Source organism: Mesorhizobium sp. CNPSo 4670 (assembly GCF_057784235.1).
In genome coordinates this window covers 16,603-36,011 of record NZ_JBWJFQ010000002.1, presented here as the reverse complement: position 1 = coordinate 36,011, position 19,409 = coordinate 16,603, and the positions used below count along the sequence as shown (strand labels likewise).

Genomic DNA, 19,409 nt, shown 5'->3' with positions numbered 1-19,409 from the left:
AACGATGGCTACAGATGGGAAGCGGCATTACCGGGCGCTTTTGGCGGCTTTGGTTCTCTTACTATATCCTCGCGTCGTATTTGCAGACGAGCCGGCCGTGTTCGCGCTGCTTGTCGGCATAAACAGCTATGCAAAGACGCCCGGTTCCCCCTACAACGCATCGGACCTTCATGGCACCGCAAACGACGTTGCCCTGGTCAAGGACCTGCTGATCGGCACCTACCAAGTTCCCGACGATAGTGATCATTTCTGGGTTTTGCTGGATGCCCAGGCGACCCACGCCCGTATCCGGGACGCGTTTGCAAATCAGCTTATCGAGAAGGCAAAAACGCATCCCGATGCGACGTTTCTATTCTACTTCAGCGGCCACGGTTCCTTGGCCGTCGATGACAATGGTGACGAGGGCGATGGCTATGACGAAACCATCGTGGCGCAGGACAGCCGTGGCCCAGGTGGCTCCGATATACGCGACGATGAAATCGAGCAGTGGCTAGACGATCTGAAGCAATACACTCATAACATCGTGCTGATTTTCGACAGCTGCCACTCCGGTACGATATCGAAAGAGCCGACGCTTGTCGCCCGGATGGCACCGCTGGACGGCAGGCTGCTAAAAGATGCGCCTGTGGAGCGTCACGGCAAGGATGCGTCGATCGCGGATTCAGGCCGGTCATATTCGATCATAGAGGGGTCCAAGGCCGATGAAACGTCCAACGAGGATCTTGTCACTACCGCATCGGGTTCGCAGTATCACGGCCTACTGACCTACTATCTGGTCCAAGCACTCAAGCGAGACCCACAGCTGACTTATCGCGAAGCGGTCATGCAAACCGAGAGAGATGTACAGAAACGTGCGCCGTCCCAACACCCTCAGGCGGAAGGAGACTTCGACAGGGTGGTTTTGGGCGGGATAGGAACTCGCCAGACCCCCTTCATTCCCGTGACGTCCGTGGCCGCGGACACGATTTCGGTCGCGGTTGGCCAAGCGCAAGGGATTCAGCCAGGTGCGCTCCTGGCCGTGTATTCCAGCAAGGCAACCAAGCTGGTAGGCGAAGATGGCAAGATCGCGAGCGCGTTCGTGATTTCGTCGGATATCGCGTCTTCCGTTGCCCGCCTGGTCAAAACACCAAGCGAGCCCGTGACCACGGCATCGAAAGTTCGGATCGTCTCACCCTATTCGGTCGAGCAAAAGCTTACAGTGGCTATTTCCGAACCACCGCCGGAGCTGAGCATCGCAGCGGCGGCTCTGCCGATAAAGGCTGCGCTCACTGAGCAGCTGCGTGACAACACGCTGGTGCGGGCGGCGAACGATCCAGGCCAGGCATCGATGATGATCGCCATGGGTTGCCTGGACGGCGGCAAGCTTGTTCCGATGGAGGATCATAAATCGCTCAGTTCCACCTGCGATAAGGTCTATTACGTTACCCCACGAGACCAGGTTGGGGCGATGCACGGCTACACGGTGTCCGCAAAGGACGACAGTGCCGCTGTCGATGGCATTACGGGCGCCCTCGAGAAGATAGCCCGGCAGGAAAACCTGCGCGCGTTAACGAACAGCGTTTCGCCGCTGGCTGGCGCGGTCAAGGTTTCGCTTGTCCGTGTGACGGTCAAAACCGAGAACGGCAAGGCAAGTGTGGAGAGCGAGACGCCGGTGGTTTCATCGGGCATAGAGCCGATGAAGCAAGGAGAATATTTTCGCTTCAGCGTTACGAATGCGGGATCGGTAGATCTCTACTACTCCATTATTGGATTGGGCAGCAGTGGCTCTGTGTATGTCCTGGGAGATGGTGGTTCAGGGGACAAGTTGCAGGCCGGCATCACGATCGGCACGAAGCCACCGCTCAAGGTCGGGCCGCCGGCTGGTCTTGAGTCCTACGTGCTGCTTGCGACGACTTCGCCGGTCAACGTCCATTTCCTGGAGCAGCAGGGCATAGATCCCAAGGACGCTGGCCCACTTGGCTGGCTTCTCGACGGACTCTCTAATCCCGGTTTTAAAGATTCCACCCAGGTTCCGGATCTTGATCTGAATTCCTGGGCAACCACGCGGATGGATATTGAAATTCAACCTTAACTTGGCAAGTCGGAAAAGGGCGAAAAATGACGGTTTTCAAGAAATCACAATCGGACAGGCAATGCTTCAAGCGTGCGTCATGGTCGCGGGCTGTCCTTCTGGCGTTATGTATGACAACGGTTTCGATCGCGCCCGTCCAAGCTGGCCAGGCGGTAAAAACCCTCAAGGGCAAGCACGCGCCGGGCATCCTGCTTGAAGACACCAAGGATGTGCTGCCGCAGGGTGTTGAATTGCGCAAGGTCTATAAGCCCGGTATCGAACTGACCAAGAAATGGGAGGGGTGGGTGCCGAAGCGCTACAATGACGCCGTTGGCTACTGCACCGTCGGCTACGGCCATCTCCTGAAGAAAAAGAACTGCGATGGCACGGGCAACGAGGTGGAGTTCCTTAATGGCATCTCGAAAAAGCGCGGCGAGGAACTGCTTATCGAGGATATGGCCAAGGCCCAGATCACGGTCCAATTGGCCGTGCCAAAGGATATCGACGACGGCGCATATGCCGCGCTTGTCGACTTTACCTTCAATGTCGGCGGCAACAATTTCAAGAACTCGACCCTGCTGGCGGTCGTCAAGAAAAAGCAGTTCGATCGCGTCCCCGAACAACTCCTCAGATGGACGCGGGCGGCGGGCGTCGAACTGGCGGGATTGAAGAAACGCCGCCAGGACGAAATCAAGGTGTTCTTCGACGGGAAGCCGGTCCCGAGGCCCGCCCCCATACCTGGCGAGGACCTGTCGCCTCTCAATATCGATGTTGTTGCAGAAAAGGCGCCGAACTAGGATGTGCGCGTATGAGTGCATCCAGGCTCTGGATCTAGGAACACGCAAGGCGTCATAGCGAGAGAATCGTCGTGCGCCACCACGCTGCGCTACTTGCACGACGTGGTGGCGTGCCGGATTTTGAGAAGCAAGCGATGACTGTGAGCTTGGTCCGTCTTAAGGCGAGTTCGCGTCCGGTAGCGGCAGCTTTCAATGAGGGCTGTGCATGCGACCGCACCTGATAATTTTTGAGCTCCTGTGCTTAGTCCTGACGTACTCGGTGCTGTGCGGCGGCGCCCTTCCACAGGACATTGGCAGTCGCAGCCCCGACAATTTCGTTGCGCTGGTTCCTAACCTGCGGCCGCAAGAGGCTGCGTTCGTGACGTTCTCTCCCAATGGCAAGCTGCTGGCCTCAGGTGGCGGATATGATGAGCCGGCAGCACGGCTTTGGGACGCGGAGACCGGGCGTTTTTTGCGCGTTATCGACAGCAGCAACACCAAAGCTTCGATCGGAGTGCCCACCAGTGCCCTTGGGTTCTCAGATGATGGCCTGACCGCTGTAACAGGAGGCGCTGATGGGCGGCTTCTGTTGTGGGACCTCAAGAGCGGTCGAGTGCTGCAGGAATATTCAACGCAACACCAGGCGATCTATTCGGTTGCGATCTCGTCCGACGGAAAAGAGGTGACGATCGCCGAGGAGGGCGGCATTGAGATATTCGACACTGCGATTGCGAAGCCGATATTTTACCGCAAAACGCCCGACATAAGCTACGGCAAGGTCGAACGCCATGGAACTGGTTGGGCGGCCCTGTCATGGGCCCCCGGCAGGGTCCTGTTCCTTGACGCCAAGGGCAGCAGCGACACAGAAGTTGATCTGGATGACGACGCCACCAGCGTGTCGTTCTCGGACAATGTTGGCAAGATGCTGGTAACCACGCCCAATCAAGTATCGATCAGGGACCTGAGCAACCAGTTACTGGCCAGAATTCCAGTTCGAAAGAACGTGCCGACGCAATCCGCCATTTCTCCCGATGGGCGCTATGTGGCCCTAGGATATCGCATGGGTATTGTTGAGTTTCTAGACGCGAGCACCCTGAGGCTTCTGCGCACCGTTCTCGTTGAAGGAGACCTCGATTCCCTTGACTTCTCGCCTGCCGAACCAGGGCTTCTGGCGGTCGGACTCCGATCGAACGGCTCTCCGGTCGTTTTGCTGAACGTCAATTCCGACAAGGGCGACAAGACCGTCGGCGCATCTATTGATCCTATTGGGTCTGCGGCATTCCGGCGTTCCGGAAACCACCTGATACTCGCTCCCCGGGCAGGGCCGGTTGCTCTATGGCGCGACGACGATGGCCTAGGCGTGTTCGAGAACCTGGGCAGCGGGCCGATATATTCGAGCTCCATCGCGCTGTCCTCGGACGGTCACCTGCTGGTTGTCGATTCAAAGAACGAAACGCGTCTCTGGAATATCGACTCAAAGATTGGTTCACGCCTTCAAAAGGGCAGTCTGGACCATCACGATGCCTGCAACGCGGCTCAAGCCTTCCTTCCAAAGACCCATCAACTGGTGACGACCGACGGCGCGGGGCGCGTGTTGATATCGGATCTGGACTCTCATGCTCGTTTTGTCCTGGACAAGAGTGTCTCGGATAGCCGTCGCTGCGTCGCGGTTTCCGCCGACGGAGCCATGATCGCGGTCTCGGACGAAGCCAAGGCAATGATCTCGCTCTGGGATACAAGAAGTCGAAAGAGGATCAGAAATCTCGTTGGTTTGTCGTCCAACATCGGAGGCCTGGCGTTTTCACCCGATGGTTCGAGGATTGCCGTGGTCAGTCCCGCTGAAGGTTTCAGCCTGTTGGACATACGCACAGGTGAGAAACTCAAGGCCGTGGACGTCCCCTTGCTGGGATTGACGTTTCTCCTGGATGGCAGGCGACTTGCATTCGGCAAGGATGATGGCGAGATCGCAATTCTCGACTATGTCGCAGGCAAGATCGAGCGATCGTTTTTTGGCCACGTAGCGAGAATTTCTTCACTCAACGTGTCCGACGACGGCACGCTGCTGGTTTCGGCGAGTGACGATGGCTCCGCAAAGGTATGGGACATTCGAAGCGGGAAGCTGATGCAGACGATCGTCTTTGGACGGCAGGGCACCTGCCCGAGCCGCGTTGAAGGCAAGCACGCTGGCAATGGCCAGGATGAGGCGGATCAATCGACTCCGACATCTTGCTGGATGGGCTTTGACGCCGACGGTCGATTTGATTCATCGGCGCTGGAGTCCATGCCGCTGGTCAGCTGGGTCGTCGGCGATGATCCCTTCAAGGCCCTTCTGCCCGAGATATTCATGCGGGATTACTATGAGCCGAACCTGCTTGGCCGGTTGTTGGCCTGCCATGAGGCTGAGGCGAGCGGGAAGAATGCCGATGCGTGCGCTGAAACGTTCAAGCCGGTGCGGCCGCTGGCCTCGCTGAACCGGATCCAGCCTGATGTGCGGATCGTGGGTGTGAAGCCGGGACCGACATCCGATGTTGCGCTGGTGGAGGTTGAGGCTTCGGGCAAGGCCGATGCCACGCAGCCGAACGGCAAGACGAGCACCGGGGTCTATGACGTGCGGCTGTTTCGCGATGGGCAGATTGTGGGGCAGTGGCCGCCACAGGCGGATGTTGCCGCTGCCGACGATGTTGATGCCTGGCGGGGCGCCTCGCGTGTCGAGATACCGGCTGGACAGACGAGCGCACGCCATACCTTCCCGGTCTGGCTCGCCGGTGCTGACCGGGGCAAGAAGGTGACGTTCACGGCCTATGGGTTCAACGAGGACCGGGTGAAGAGTTTGACGGCGACCGACGACAACTACACGGTGCCGCAGGACATAGCCGTTCCGGCCAAGCCACGGGCCTATGTGGTGACGGTGGGAGTGAACGAGTACGAGAACGAGGCGCTGCGGTTGAACTTCGCGGTGGCGGATGCTGGGGCGATCGAGACGGCGCTGCAGGGGATCAAGGACTACGATGTGGTTCCTGTGCTGCTGACGTCTGACTATGCGCGTGCGGAAGGGAATAAAGCGATCCCGGCGGTCGACCATGCCGCCAAGGCTGACATTCGGGCCGTGCTCGACCTTCTGGCAGGCAAGGGGGAGGCGGAACGACAACGGCTGCGGCAGGAGATCGGTCCGGTCATCGACCGGCTGGCTAAGGCGACGCCCGACGATCTCGTGATCCTTGCCTTCTCCGGCCATGGCCACAACCAGCAGGGCCGCTTCTACATCCTGCCATCCGATTCGGGCACGGATCTGACCAGGTTCGACAAGCTGATCTCAAGCGAGGAGTTGACTGCGTGGCTGCGCGATGTCGATGCCGGCGAGATGGTGATGATCGTCGATGCCTGCCACTCCGCGGCCGGCGTTCCCGCAGGCTTCAAGCCTGGCCCGATGGGCGATCGTGGACTTGGGCAACTGGCCTACGACAAGGGCATGCGCATCCTTGTGGCCACGCAGGCCGACGACGTTGCGCTGGAGAGCGGCTCACTCGGGCAGGGATTGCTGACCTACGCGCTCAAGGAGGGGCTGATGGCCGGCACCGGTGGGCACAAACTTGCCGACACCGATGGCGACGGCGCCATCACCATGAAGGAATGGCTGACCTATGCCGAGACCCGGGTCCCCGGCCTCTACCAGGACGTGATCGCCGGAAAGATCCAGAAGACCAAGGACTCCAGCCCCGATCCCAACCTCCTCGAGGACACCACCAGACACGCACAGACGCCAGCACTGTTTGACTTCGTGAGAGGACATGCACAAGACCCCGTTGTTGAAGCTCAATGAGGATGGTTTCTCAGACATTCCTGATATCGTGAAAGTGCTGATGGATGGGGCGGATAGATAAATAAAATCAATTGGTTATACGTGTTTGTGTGCAAAAACTGCACACGAAAGTTCTACTTCTCTACCTTTTTCGTTCCTGCGATGGGGTGGCCAACGGGTCTCTTGGGAAGCTCTTTTGTGCTCAGCATCAGCCGGCGTCGCGAACAACTCAGCCAGCGCCACCTTGTGTGCGAAAGTGGCATTGGCCGCGGGACGTGAGATTGCTAGGACCGGCACCTCCGGCGACACAGCAAGCTTGTCCAGTTCTCGTTCTCAAACTGTCTGTGCGTCAGCCTTTCCCCATATTCGGCCGCGCCGCATGATCGCATTTCGTATCCTAAAGCGCGATGACGGGCTCCGGTAGGCCTGGACCATCGACTGGCCGCATGAAAACCGCGCCGCCAACATCGTCTGCCTTCGTCGCTTCAGTCGTGCTGCTGTCCCAACCGGTCGTCACATACAGTGTCTTGAGTTCTGGCCCGCCGAAACAGAGGCTTGTGACAAAAGTGGCCGGCAAATAGAGCGACCTTCGGAGCGTGCCCCTGGCGTCAATGCACACAATTTTGCCGCCGCCATAGAGTGCGCACCAGACATTACCGGCGCTATCAACGGCGAGGCCGTCGGGCATTCCGTCATTGTTTGCAAATGTGAAAAAGACCCGCCGGCCGGATATTATCCCGTCCCCGTTGAGATCGTAGGAGAGGATGCGGTGGCCGACCGTATCACTGAAATAAAGCTTGCGATTGTCGGGTGAAAAGGTCGGGCCATTGCAGATGACAAAGCCCTTATCGGCCACTTCTGCGTTGCCGCGCGGTCCCACTCGGTAGAAAACCGCGCCAGGTTGCCTCTCGGAGAGATCATAAGTTCCGATCCAGTAGCGTCCGGCACGGTCGACCTTGCCGTCGTTGTAGGCCAGGTTCATTTTCCCGTTTTTAGGATCAGCGAAGAAGCGTGTTTTGCCAGTGCGCGTATCGAGGAGGTGAAGGCCGTGATCAACGGCGAGAAGGAGGCGGCCCTTGTCGGCAAAGACGAGCGATCCGATCGTCTCCCCTAAATCGATTGTCCAGCTTTCGACTGCGTCGCTGCCCCACTTTTGGCGATGCACGGATGGGCCGTAGAAATCGATCCAGTAAAGCGCTTTCTCCACCGGATGCCACAAGATGCTCTCGCCCAGTCGGTCGCGCGTTGGAGCACAGATCTGCCATTCTGCGTTGCCCGTTGGCATGTCAGCTGCCTATGTGGAACGTCTCGGTGTGCCCGTCGACGGCGATTGCCTGGCCGCTCACCATATTCGCGGCGGGCGATGCCAGGAAGACGCACATATCGGCAATCTCTTCTGGGTTCACGAAGCGCTTGATCGACTGGCCCTGAACATACTCCTTGTGGACGGTCTCGAGTGACACGCCTCGGCTGTCCGCTTCTGCCTTCATCACGTGCTGCATTCGGGCGCCATCGACGGACCCCGGGCAAATGGCATTGGCGCGCACCCCATATGGGCCGAGTTCGACGGCAAGCGATTTGGTCAATCCGATGACCGCCCATTTGGCTGCGGCGTAGGGCGTGCGAAGGCCATAGCCGTAGAGCCCGGCGGTTGAAGAGATGTTGACGATGGTGCCTGAGCGCTGCTCCTTCATGACAGGCGTGGCGCGTCTGGCGCAGAGGAACTGCGAATCCAGACAGACACTCAGGCATGCGCGCCAGTCGTCGAGCCCGATTTCTTCGACGTAGCCAGTCGGCCCTTTGGTGCCGGCATTGTTGACCAGCACATCAAGGCCGTTCAGGTCGCCCAAGGCATCATCAAACCAGCGGTCGATCGCTTCCTCGTCCGTCAGATCGAGCCGCCTGACGGCGATCTGCGGATATGTCTTGGTGACCTCGTCCAGTGCCCGTTTGTCGACATCGCAAATATGGACTTTGGCGCCACTATCGGCGAACGCCTTGGCGATCGCCCATCCTATGCCTGAGCCACCCGCTGTGATCATGACCCGCTGCGACGGTTTGGCGGCTGCCGATGATGCTTCAATCATCGCGAAAGCTCTCCGCCGTCCACGACGATATTGGATCCGTTGACGTAGGAGCAGAGGCCGGAGCAGAGCGCTACGGCGACAGAAGCAATCTCGTGGGGTTGCGCGAAGCGCCCCATCGGAATAGCCGCCTCATAGCTGGCGCGAATAGCCCCGGCATCAGCTCCCGATTGCCGCGCAATATTGGTGGTCGTTGATGCGACCATCTCCGTGTCGACGCTGCCGGGCGAAATCGTATTCACGCGTATGCCCTGCGGCGCGAGTTCCCCCACGAGCGTGTCCGCCAGCCTGAGGACGCCGGCCTTGGAGGCGCAATAGGCTCCCCACAGGGGCCAGCCCTTGAGGCCGTACTGCGACGCGACAAGGACGAGATTGCCGCCGCGGCGCAAATGGCGCGTCGCCTCTCGCGCGACCAGGAAAGTACCGGTCAAATTCACGTCGAGCACACGGCGGAACTCCGCTACGGACATGTCAGCCAGGGCGGCGACGGCGCCAATGGCGGCTGCGTGGACGACGTCATCGATAGGGCCTTCGGCGGCAATGTCCCCGAATGCACGCCTGACAGAGTCCTCGTCGGCAATATCGCAGCCGCGAACGACGTCGGATGGATTGATATCAAGACGAACCACGGTCGCCCCGGCCTGGTCAAAGGCATCGGCGATCGCCTTGCCAATTCCGCGACCTGCACCTGTGACGACAGCACGGCGTCCAACAAGAAGCGGCGGCATCTGGAATTGGGTCGAAGACCTTTCAGGTGGCGGATGATTGAGTGTCATTGAAAGGCTCCCGGCAAAGTGATTTTGGCTGTTCGAGAAGGCTATTTCACGGATCGGGGCCCCAACAATGGTGCCGACGGTCACTATCTATCGAGCGTCACGCTGCTGCGATTGGGGCCAACAGTTCGCAAAGTTTATACGCCAGGCCGTTCAAACGGCCCGTACTTGATGGTGACCGTCGGCACCATTGTTGGCGCCTCAGAGCGTGAACTAGGATTCTGGCACGTCCACGATTGTCTTGCCGGGAGCCTTTGCCATGAAGCCTGATACTCTTCCCAAATGCTGCATCATCGGGGCCGGCTGCAGCGGGATCGTCACCGCCAAGGCGCTTGCCGAACGCGGCATCCCTTTTGACTGGTTTGACATGAGCGACCGGATTGGCGGCCAATGGGCATTCGGGAATCCAAATGGGAAGTCGGCAGCCTATCGCTCACTGCACATCGATACGTCGAAGCTGCAGCTTCAGCTGTCGGACTTTCCGATGCCCGCCGATACGCCTCACTATCTGCACCACACGCAAGTGCTGGCCTATCTAACGGCCTATGTGGAGCACTTCGGCCTGTCAGGCAAAGTCCAGCTCAACACGGAAGTCATCGAGGCAACTCGTGACGGTCAGGGAACATGGCAAATTCGCTTGGGCGACGGCCAGACGCGCTCTTACGATGCCCTGTTCGTCTGCAATGGGCATCACTGGGATTCCCGTTTGCCGGAGCCCGCCTATCCAGGCCACTTCGACGGCACTCAAATTCACTCGCATGGCTATCGCGACCCGTTCACCCCTGTCGACTTCAGGGGCAAGAGTGTTCTCGTTGTCGGAATGGGCAATTCGGCAATGGACATCGCCACCGAGCTTTGCCCACGCCACATAACGTCGAAGCTCTTCGTCAGCACGCGTCGCGGCGCGCATATCTTTCCACGATTTCTGCTCGGCAAGCCGGCCGACAAGGGCAAGCTATATCCCTGGCTGCCGCTGTCGTTGCAGCGCTGGGTCGGTCGTCGGATATTCCATTTCGCAGTCGGCCACATGGAAGACTTCGGTCTGCCGAAGCCGGACCACCGCGTCTTCGAGGCGCATGTCTCGGTATCGGACACGTTCCCAACTCTGGTCGCGTCGGGCGACATCGAGATTCGGCCTGGCATCAGGGAGCTTGATGGGGATAGCGTCGTTTTCGAAGATGGGCGTCGCGAAAAGATCGATATCATCGTCTGGGCCACCGGCTACAAGGTCAGTTTTCCGTTCTTCGATCCCTCTTTCATAGCGGCGCCCGGCAATCGGCTGCCGCTCTTCAAGCGCGTCCTCAAGCCCGGGATCCCGAACCTGTTCTTCATCGCTTTGGCGCAACCCAGCATCACGCTGTTTGCGCTGGCCGATCGCCAGGCAAAATGGATCGCGGCCTATCTATCGGGTGAATATGCATTGCCTAACGCGGAGGAACAGGCGCGCACGATCGTCGCCGACGAGAAGAGACATATGGCGCGCTACTACGCATCGGCGCGCCACACCATGCAGCTCGATCAGGACATTTATTTTGCCGAGCTGGACAGTGAACTGCGTCGTGGCCGCAAGCGCGCGCGTTCCCTTGGCTTCGGACGCACTCGGTTGCCTGTGCCTCGCCTTGTTAACGCCGAGGTTGCCTCTGCTGCCGAGTGATCAGGCCTCATCTGGTATGGACCCGCAGATGCTGCATGTAGGTGAGAAAGAGTTCTCTCTCGGTGGTGATGTCGAGCTTGTGGTAGAGGCGCAAGCGATGGTTCTTGATGGTGCCGCGCTTGAGGCCGAGGCGGCTGGCTATGCTGGCGATCGGATGCCCCTCAAGAGTGAGTGTCACGATTTGTCTCTCGCGGCAGGTAAGGCACTCTAGCCAGCCATTGTCTTGTCCACGCGGAGCGGGCTCGGCGGATACTTCCACCTGATCACACAGGCCGCCGGGAGCGACACCGAAGTCGGCTGCCAAGGGTGACCTGATAAGGAGCCGGCCGTCGGCAAGCGATGTCTGCGTCCTGCCGGCTCTGGCCAAGTCTGCCAGCGCCTCAGTGAGCCCGCCTTTTGGATCAGCCGCCAGCGCCCTCCAGGCACGATTGGCGGCGAGCTCCTTGCCGCTGCGGTCGATCAGCCGGAACGGTTTTTCGGTCGAATGGTCGACCAGGCCACGGCCTATGATCGCCTTGAGATGGGCTTTGTGCAGCCCCGACAAAAGCGGAAAAACGCTCTCGATGCGCGCGATCTCAACGACGCTGAATTCGCCCACGGCCCGATCCAGGATAAGCGTCGGGCTGGCGCCGCCGATCGGCGGCAAAAACACCGCGATTTCATCGCTGATGCGCGCGGCGCGCAGGAACTCCAGTGCGTAGCGGCTCTTCCACAGTTCCGCCGGCGCCAGTCCCCGCAATGATTTCACGGCGGGCTCCGCGACAGTGCGCCAATAATGATGGAAAGGGTCGAACGCGTAGAGACCTGAGTCATAAGGCCCCGCAACCTCGGTCCTGATCTGGCGCGGAATGACAAGGTCCGGCGCACCAAAACTGGAATAGCGGACCAACGACAGGAGATCGGCTTCGACCAATGAAGTCAGCACCTCCAGCAGCCGGTCATAGAAAGCCTCGCCGCCTATGGCAGCGCTTGCACGCTCCATGGCGTCCCAGAATCCCGTCCCGGCCATGCCCTGTGGATTTTCGAAGGCACTCAACGACACGGCATGGTCTCGAACTTCGGCACGAACCGGAGAAAGAACGTTCATGTCTCACCTCCTTGGCTGGTTGGCTTGAAAATTGGTCGCCTGGCCAATTCTTGATCCCATTAGCCAAATATGTCAATGTCAGTGCATGAGCCTGACCAGAATAAGCGATATCCGACGCCGAGAACTGCGCCACGCGGCCTATGAGGTCCTACAGGCGGAAGGGATGAGCGGAGCAACCATCGAAAAGGTTGCGCAGAGGGCGGGCGCGTCCAAGGGCATTGTCCACCACTATTTCAAAACCAAACAGGAACTGTTCGAGCACGCGATGCGTCACTCCAACACGCTGCTGCGGGATGAAGTCATTAAAAGGATGCGCTTGGCGCGCAGCCCCGATCAGCGACTGTGGGCAATCATCGAAGGCAATTTCAGCACGGCATTCTTCACGCCAGGTATTTGTCATGCTTGGCTCGCCCTTTGCGCCGAGGTTCCCCGAGAGCCGCAACTTGCCCGCATCCAGCGCATCGTTCATGCCCGTATGCACTCGAATTTAATGTCCTCTCTCTCCGATCTCGTTCCTTCAGAGCAGTGTGAGACCGTCGCGCTTGGGATCACGACGCTTATCGATGGCTTTTGGCTTAGACTGGGCCTGCATCCAGGGCAGCTGACCGCTTCGGAAGCGCTGATTCAAATGGCCGATTATCTTGACCACCGCATCCCACATGTCGAATGGAATGACCATCTGTCGCGGGCTAACGCTGCGAGTGCACAACCACGCTAGCTGGCCGTCTCCAACGAGGCGGGTTTACGTCGAGCGAGCGTTGCATCGTCATGTGCCACGGACGACATGGTGACTGTTGGCACCATTGTTGGCGCTCGGATGCCTGAATAGGCTTCGACCTTGATGAACTTCAGGGAGCGCTTCGTGACCGGACGGCTATCGGGCAAGGTAACTCTTATCTCGGGGGGCGCTTCGGGGATCGGCCGGGAAACTGCGCGCCTGTTTGCGCGCGAGGGTGCCGAGGTCTTTCTGGGTGACATCGATTCCGTGGGAGGCGCGGCTGCTGCCGCGGAGATCGGTTCGCAGGCGCAGTTTGTCGCGCTCAACGTTACGCAGGAGCACTCATGGTCGGCGGCGCTCGAAGTCGTGCTCGCGCGCGCCGGCCGAATCGACATCCTGGTCAACTCTGCCGGCATATGGACAGGAGGTGATTTCATCGACTGCTCGCTGGCCGACTGGGAGCAGACGATGGATGTCAATGCCACCGGCACCTTCCTGGGGTGTCGTGAAGCGGTAAAGGCGATGAAGGCAACGGGCAATCCGGGCGCGATCGTCAACATCTCGTCGATCTACGGCAATATCGCCGCGGATGATGCCGTCGCCTATGCCGCGAGCAAGGGCGCTGTTCGGCTGTTGACCAAAGGCGTTGCGCTCTATTGCGCGGCCAATTCACTGCCCATCCGCTGCAATTCCGTTCACCCCACCTACGTCGATTCCGAAATGCTGGAACGGTTTGCCGAAGCCGTTGGCGGACGGGAGATGGAGGTCGCCAGACTGAGCAGCGTCGTGCCGATGCGCAAGCTGCCGGTGCCATCCGATATCGCCGAAGCCATTCTCTTTCTCGCGTCGGACGCGGCTCGATTGATCACTGGGGCTGAACTGCCGGTCGATGGCGGGATGCTGGCCGGCATAGTCGCTCCCACCAGCATTCCGGCGCGGCTTGTGTCCTGACCGGCAGGGAAGCGCGATCCGGATTACGAGTCAGACAAGACAACAAAAAATGGGAGGATGCAGTTCATGCTTACCAAGATCAGAGTTGCCTTATGGGCCATCCCGATCGCCTTGGGTGTTACGGTGGCATCTGGCGCGATAGCCAAACCACTCGGGGATGCGAATTCGGCGATCAAAATCGCGATCAATGAATGGACCGGCCAGAATCTGACCGCGCATATTGCTGGCAAGCTGCTGGAAAAACTCGGTTACAAAGTCGAATACGTAACGGCCGGAACGCTGCCGCAATTCACCGGCATTGCCAGCGGTAGCCTGTCTCTTTCTCCCGAAGTCTGGCCCAGCAATCTCGGCGACGCCTATCCGAAGGCCAAAGCTGAAGGGAAACTCGAGGAGATCGGCGAACTTGGCCTGCAGACCCGGGATGGCTGGATCTATACGGTCGATACCAAAGCCGTTTGCCCAGGGCTTCCCGATTGGACAGCGTTGAAGAACCCGTCCTGTGTCCAGGCCCTGGCAACGCCGGAGACTTTCCCGAACGGCCGGCTGTTGGACTACCCGGCCGATTGGGGATCGGCGAGTGGTCCGGAACTCAAGAATGCCGACATTCCGTTCACGACCGTGCCGGCCGGATCCGAAGGCTCTCTGATTGCCGAACTGCAGGCCGCCACCGCGGCCCACAAGCCGTTGCTGATGCGCTTCTGGGCACCGCATTGGGTTCTGGCCGAAGTGCCGGTCGAGTGGCTGAAGATGCCCCCTTGCGATGAAAACAACCTGGCGGAGTGCATCGTCGCGCCACCCGTGATCAAGGTCGTCTGGTCGGGTTTCGCGGAAAAATGGCCGGCGGGCTATGCCCTGATGAAATCACTCCAGGTCCATGCCGATGACCAGCAGAAAATGATCTACGCCGTCGACAAGCAAGGCAAGAGCCTGGACGTCGCTGTCGATGAGTGGATGGACCAGCACCAGAACGATTGGCAGGACTGGTTCAAGGCAGCACAGAATTGATCGCGCGGAGCGAGGTTACGGATCTTCCGTTCACGGCCCGATATCTCGTCACTTCACTGATCGCCGTAGAGAAAGTTGGTTCATGATGAACCCTGTCGATGGGGCAGGCTTATCGAGCGGGTCAACCGCTGAGGCAGTCGCCAAGCTTCGGTGCCGTAATATCTGGAAGATTTATGGACAGCGGCCCGACAAGGCACTGGCCACGGCGCTCGAAGCTTCGGAACCACCACTGACATTGAAGCGTCGGTTGGAGGAGACTGGGCATTTTCTCGCCTTGGCGGATGTCAGTTTTGACGTCAGGCAAGGAGAGATCTTTGTCGTCATGGGCCTCTCCGGATCGGGCAAATCAACGTTGGTGCGGTGTCTGTCGCGTCTCGTCGAGCCAACGACTGGCGAAGTCTGGCTTGGCGGCGAGAACCTGCTGGCAGCGAGTGAGCGCCGGATGGTTCAAGTCCGGCGCAAGGTCATGGGGATGGTGTTCCAGAACTTCGGCCTATTGCCGCACCTGGATGTCCTCGACAATGTCGCGTTTCCGTTGCGGATGCAGGGTATGCCGCCGGCCGATCGGACTGCGAAGGCTCGTGACATGATCGAGTTGGTGGGGTTGCGCGGCCGGGAAAACAGCATGCCCCTCGAGCTTTCCGGAGGACAACAACAGCGTGTCGGCATCGCTCGATCGCTCGCTGTCGACCCTGAGCTATGGTTCCTCGATGAACCCTTCTCGGCGCTCGATCCGCTGATCCGGCGCCAGATGCAGGACGAATTCTTGCGCCTGCAACAGCTGTTGCAGAAGACGATTGTGTTTATTACCCACGATATTCAAGAAGCCTTCCGTCTGGCGGATCGGATCGCGATCATGCGCGAAGGGCGGATTATCCAGATTGGCACGCCTGCCGACATTCTGCTCACGCCTGTCGACGCCTACGTTGCGAGCTTCACAGAGGATGTCTCGCTGGCCAAGGTGGTGACCGCAGGCTCCGTCATGGCAAAGCTTCCCGGCAACTGGGACGCAAGTCGGGGTCACGAAGTCGACGCGGCGACGCCGATCGAGATGCTGTTGCCGCACAGCCTTGCCGGCACACAGACATTTGTCATCACCCGCGAAGGGGAGGGACCGGTCGGCTTGCTGACCTCCGAGATCATTGGGAAAGTGTTGGCCAATGACACGGCGCGAAGGGTGGCGCGGTGAGCATTCTGGCCGCTTCGCCTGTACGGGTCGACAGTCCGCCCCTGTGGTTTCGGCGGCAGACGGTCTGGTTCTGTATCCTGATTTTCGTTTTGTTTTGCCTTGCCCAGCGAACAGCCTGGCCCTGGCTTCTGACTTACCCCAAGGCTTGGATCCTGCCCGTCGCGCCGGCTGTCAACGGCATCTTTGACTGGCTCGTGCCGCTGCTCTCCCCGTTCTGCGCGGTGTTATCTTCGGTGCTGGGGGCTGCCCTCGATACCTGTGGTTTTGTCTTGCGCTGGATGCCGTGGCCGGCCTCAATCGTTTTCTTCGCATTGCTTGGTTGGCGGGCGCAAAGCTGGCGACTGGCGCTCTTTACCCTGGTCGCTCTCGGCTACATCGTGCTCGCCGGTTACTGGCAGCAAGGCATGAACACCTTGTCCATGGTAACGCTTGCTGTGCCGCTTGCGGTGGCGATCGGCTTCCTGCTCGGCGTCGCAGCTCACACGTCGCGCCCTGTGCGAAGGGTGACCTTGGTGGCGCTGGATCTGTTGCAGACGGTGCCGGCCTTTGCCTTTCTCATTCCGCTTTTGCTGTTGTTCGGCTTTGGACCGATCGCGGGCCTGGTTGCCTGCGTGGCTTACGCGATCCCGCCCATGGTCCATTGCACCATGCTCGGCCTCGCCCGCGTGCCTGTTTCCCTGCTGGAAGTGGGTGGCATGGCCGGTTGTACGCGATGGCAACGCTTCTGGCATGTCGTATTGCCGACCGTCCGACAGCAAATTCTGACAGGCGTCAACCAGACGACCATGGCGAGCTTCAGCATGGTAATCATGGCGGCGATCATAGGCGGCTTCAACGATGTCGGCTGGGAAGTTCTCAATGCGATGCGCAAGGCGGATTTCGGCCACAGCCTGTTATCCGGCCTGGTGATCGCAGTGCTGGCGATGGTGGTCGATCGCATCACCCGCGGCTTTGCGCAACCGCGTCACGGCTCGGGCCGCCAAACGAGACATGATGCAATTCGTGTGGCTGCCTTCCTGGCAGTCCCGCTTCTCGGCGGCGTTCTGTTGCACCTTGTGCCCGCAAGCATGGCGCGGATTGACACATTGCAGGGCGTGATCGATCCCAATGCCCTGAATGCGCTCGTGCTCGATATGGTCCGTGCCTTTTCGGCACCACTCGACAGTTTCAAGGTGTTTGTCCTCTATCATTTCATGCTGCCGCTTCGGATCGGTCTGGCCGCTGCGGTGACGCCGTTCACCTGGGGTTTCGCCTGGACACCGCAGGTAAGCGCCCTCTATGCCGCGATGACGCTGGTGCTGGCGGCCTGGCTGATGGTCAAGGGTCGGTGGGGCGTCGGCATCGTGGTGCTGTTGGGAGCCGCATTGCTGCTCTTTGGCTTCAACGGGTTCCCCTGGCCAGCATTCATCGCGGTGATAGCAGGGCTTGCCTGGTCGGTCGGCGGCGGCAAGTTGGCGGTTCCGGTCGTGATCGGGACGTCCTTCGTCGTTACAGCAGGTCTCTACGAGCCACTAGGACAATCCCTCTATCTTTGCGTCCTGGCTGTCCTGATCTGCACTTTTTCAGGGGGACTGATTGGCATCGCGGCGGCAAAAAGCGACCGATTCTCGGCTCTCCTGCGGCCATGCTGCGACACGCTGCAAACCATGCCGCAATTCATTTTCCTTATCCCGGCATTGATGTTCTTTCAGGTGGGTGAACTCACGGGCCTGATTGCGATAGCACTCTATGCAATCGTGCCGCCAATTCGCTACGTCGAATATGGGATAAGAAGCGTGCCCGCCGATCATGTCGAGACGTCGCGTCAGATCGGCTGTACTGCCTGGCAGCGCTTGATCCATGTTGAATTTCCAGTCGCAAAGCCGGAAATCGTGCTTGGCGTCAATCAAACCATCATGGCTGCATTGTCGATGTTGCCTGTGGCCGCTCTGGTCGGCACGAAAGATCTCGGTCAGCAGGTTTACATCGGACTGAGCAAAGCAGATGCGGGTCTAGGGCTGGTGGCCGGCCTATCGATCGCGATTGTCGCTATGATCTCGGATCGCATCATGCGAGCCACCGTTTCAAGAGCTGGTAACTCACTGGACTAGCGGGCTAGGTGAGAACAGGTTTCAATGACTTCAGTCATTAACAACGACATTTGGTGAGAAATCCGCGCATGAACATAGAGGGCATCTGCGATCCGAGCTTTGCCGGCGTGCGCGATGCGTTTGGTCTGTGTTTCGCCCAAGGCCGGCATGGCGGCGGCGTGTCGGTCGTGGTGCACGGCAGGACTGTCGTTGATCTGTGGGGAGGTCATGTCGACGCTGCGCGCACCCGCCCGTGGCGGCAGGACACGCTGGTCAACGTCTGGTCTTCAACCAAAGGCGTTGTGGCCCTGGCCATCGCCATGTTGGTGGAGCGCGGCAAGCTGGACTATGCTGCCTCCGTTGCGCGCTACTGGCCCGAATTCGCGGCCGGCGGCAAGGAGCGCATCCCGCTTGATCTGGTGATGTCGCACCAGGCCGGACTGAATGGTCTCACCGTGCCGATGGACGAGACAGGCCTGCTTGCCTGGACGCCCTTTGTTGATGCGCTTGCCGCCATGTCGCCGCTGTGGGAGCCGGGCAGCCGCTGCATCTATCATGCACTGACTTACGGCCACCTCGCCGGTGAAGTGTTGCGTCGCGTCGACGGGCGTAGCATCGGCCGCTTCATTGCAGAAGAGATCGCACGTCCGCTCGGGGCCGACTTTCATATCGGCCTGCCGGAACAGGACGACAACAGGGTCGCCGAGATGATCGAGGGCCCGAAGGCTTCGGACTGGATCGACGTTGCGCGCGCCTCTCCCTTTCCCCACGCATGCGACAATCCGGCACCCCGCGCACTGGCGCCCAACGACCGCGCCTGGCGCGCCGCCGAGGTGCCGGGCGGCAATGGCCAGTCGACTGCACATGCACTGGCACGCATCTACGGCATGATGGCCGCCGGTGGTGTTCGGGAAGGCAAGCCTCTGATCAGTCGCGCAGCAATCGAAGAAGCAGCGAGACCTCGCTTCCGCGGCATGGATGAAAGCTTCGGGGGGCCAGCCGCCTTCGCCGCCGGCTATCAGATCGAGGATCCTGTGTATGCCGGCCGCGCATCACCGCAAACGTTCGGCCACACGGGCTGGGGCGGCGCCATCGGCTTTGCCGATCTCGGTGCGGGTCTCGGATTCGGCTATGTTACGAACGATATGCTCGGTTTCGACGACATCGATCCACGCCGAAAGGCCTTGATAGATGCAGTTTACGACTCGCTCTGACGCGATGGCCGAGCGGCTCGGCGGCGCTTGGCCTGCCACG

The 19,409-nt window shown here is 59.7% G+C and carries 14 protein-coding genes; 10 read left to right on the top strand and 4 right to left on the bottom strand.

Going from position 1 to position 19,409, the window contains the following annotated elements:
• Positions 1-4 precede the first annotated feature (4 nt).
• From AC0ZT5_RS03570 to AC0ZT5_RS03560, 3 genes are all read left to right on the top strand, one after another.
• Positions 5-2,071, top strand: coding sequence for a caspase family protein (locus tag AC0ZT5_RS03570; RefSeq protein ID WP_488495309.1), 2,067 nt, complete (start codon positions 5-7; stop codon positions 2,069-2,071).
• A 110-nt stretch (positions 2,072-2,181) separates the two neighbouring features.
• Positions 2,182-2,847: a lysozyme gene (locus AC0ZT5_RS03565; protein WP_488495308.1), complete on the top strand. Its 666-nt coding sequence runs from the start codon at positions 2,182-2,184 to the stop codon at positions 2,845-2,847.
• Positions 2,848-3,052: 205 nt separating this feature from the next.
• On the top strand, positions 3,053-6,646 hold the full coding sequence (locus AC0ZT5_RS03560) for a caspase family protein (RefSeq protein ID WP_488495307.1): 3,594 nt from the start codon (positions 3,053-3,055) through the stop codon (positions 6,644-6,646).
• A 376-nt stretch (positions 6,647-7,022) separates the two neighbouring features.
• Here AC0ZT5_RS03560 and AC0ZT5_RS03555 read toward each other — a convergent pair whose 3' ends face one another.
• Genes AC0ZT5_RS03555 through AC0ZT5_RS03545 form a run of 3 tightly spaced genes read right to left on the bottom strand, consistent with a single transcriptional unit; the run spans position 7,023 to position 9,485 of the window.
• Entirely contained in the window at positions 7,023-7,910 is an 888-nt protein-coding gene (locus tag AC0ZT5_RS03555) for an SMP-30/gluconolactonase/LRE family protein (RefSeq protein WP_488495306.1), read from the bottom strand.
• A gap of 1 nt (position 7,911) precedes the next feature.
• Positions 7,912-8,712, bottom strand: a complete 801-nt coding sequence (locus tag AC0ZT5_RS03550) for an SDR family oxidoreductase (protein ID WP_488495305.1) — start codon at positions 8,710-8,712, stop codon at positions 7,912-7,914.
• On the bottom strand, positions 8,709-9,485 hold the full coding sequence (locus AC0ZT5_RS03545) for an SDR family NAD(P)-dependent oxidoreductase (protein ID WP_488495304.1): 777 nt from the start codon (positions 9,483-9,485) through the stop codon (positions 8,709-8,711). The genes AC0ZT5_RS03550 and AC0ZT5_RS03545 overlap by 4 nt, the downstream gene beginning before the upstream one ends.
• A 256-nt stretch (positions 9,486-9,741) precedes the next feature.
• Between AC0ZT5_RS03545 and AC0ZT5_RS03540 the strand changes: the two genes are divergently transcribed.
• Entirely contained in the window at positions 9,742-11,136 is a 1,395-nt protein-coding gene (locus tag AC0ZT5_RS03540; protein ID WP_488495303.1) for a flavin-containing monooxygenase, read from the top strand.
• Between the two features lie 7 nt (positions 11,137-11,143).
• Here the strand turns inward: AC0ZT5_RS03540 and AC0ZT5_RS03535 are convergent, their stop codons facing one another.
• Positions 11,144-12,223: a helix-turn-helix transcriptional regulator gene (locus AC0ZT5_RS03535; protein WP_488495302.1), complete on the bottom strand. Its 1,080-nt coding sequence runs from the start codon at positions 12,221-12,223 to the stop codon at positions 11,144-11,146.
• Positions 12,224-12,308: 85 nt separating this feature from the next.
• Between AC0ZT5_RS03535 and betI the strand changes: the two genes are divergently transcribed.
• The 6 genes from betI (at position 12,309) to AC0ZT5_RS03505 (ending at position 19,369) form a co-directional block, all read left to right on the top strand.
• Complete coding sequence (gene betI / locus AC0ZT5_RS03530; protein WP_488495301.1) at positions 12,309-12,941, top strand: choline-binding transcriptional repressor BetI; 633 nt, start codon at positions 12,309-12,311, stop codon at positions 12,939-12,941.
• Between the two features lie 144 nt (positions 12,942-13,085).
• Positions 13,086-13,892, top strand: coding sequence for an SDR family oxidoreductase (locus AC0ZT5_RS03525; RefSeq protein ID WP_488495300.1), 807 nt, complete (start codon positions 13,086-13,088; stop codon positions 13,890-13,892).
• 66 nt (positions 13,893-13,958) lie between these two features.
• A complete protein-coding gene (locus tag AC0ZT5_RS03520) occupies positions 13,959-14,897 on the top strand; it encodes an ABC transporter substrate-binding protein (protein WP_488495299.1) in 939 nt (312 codons plus the stop codon).
• Between the two features lie 82 nt (positions 14,898-14,979).
• Positions 14,980-16,086: a quaternary amine ABC transporter ATP-binding protein gene (locus tag AC0ZT5_RS03515; protein WP_488495298.1), complete on the top strand. Its 1,107-nt coding sequence runs from the start codon at positions 14,980-14,982 to the stop codon at positions 16,084-16,086.
• Positions 16,083-18,176 carry an ABC transporter permease gene (locus AC0ZT5_RS03510; protein ID WP_488495297.1) on the top strand — a complete coding sequence of 698 codons (2,094 nt, stop codon included), beginning with the start codon at positions 16,083-16,085 and terminating at the stop codon, positions 18,174-18,176. The genes AC0ZT5_RS03515 and AC0ZT5_RS03510 overlap by 4 nt, the downstream gene beginning before the upstream one ends.
• 68 nt (positions 18,177-18,244) lie before the next feature.
• The gene (locus AC0ZT5_RS03505) at positions 18,245-19,369 is read left to right on the top strand and encodes a serine hydrolase domain-containing protein (RefSeq protein WP_488495296.1); all 1,125 of its coding nucleotides are present in this window, start codon (positions 18,245-18,247) and stop codon (positions 19,367-19,369) included.
• Positions 19,370-19,409: the final 40 nt, after the last annotated feature.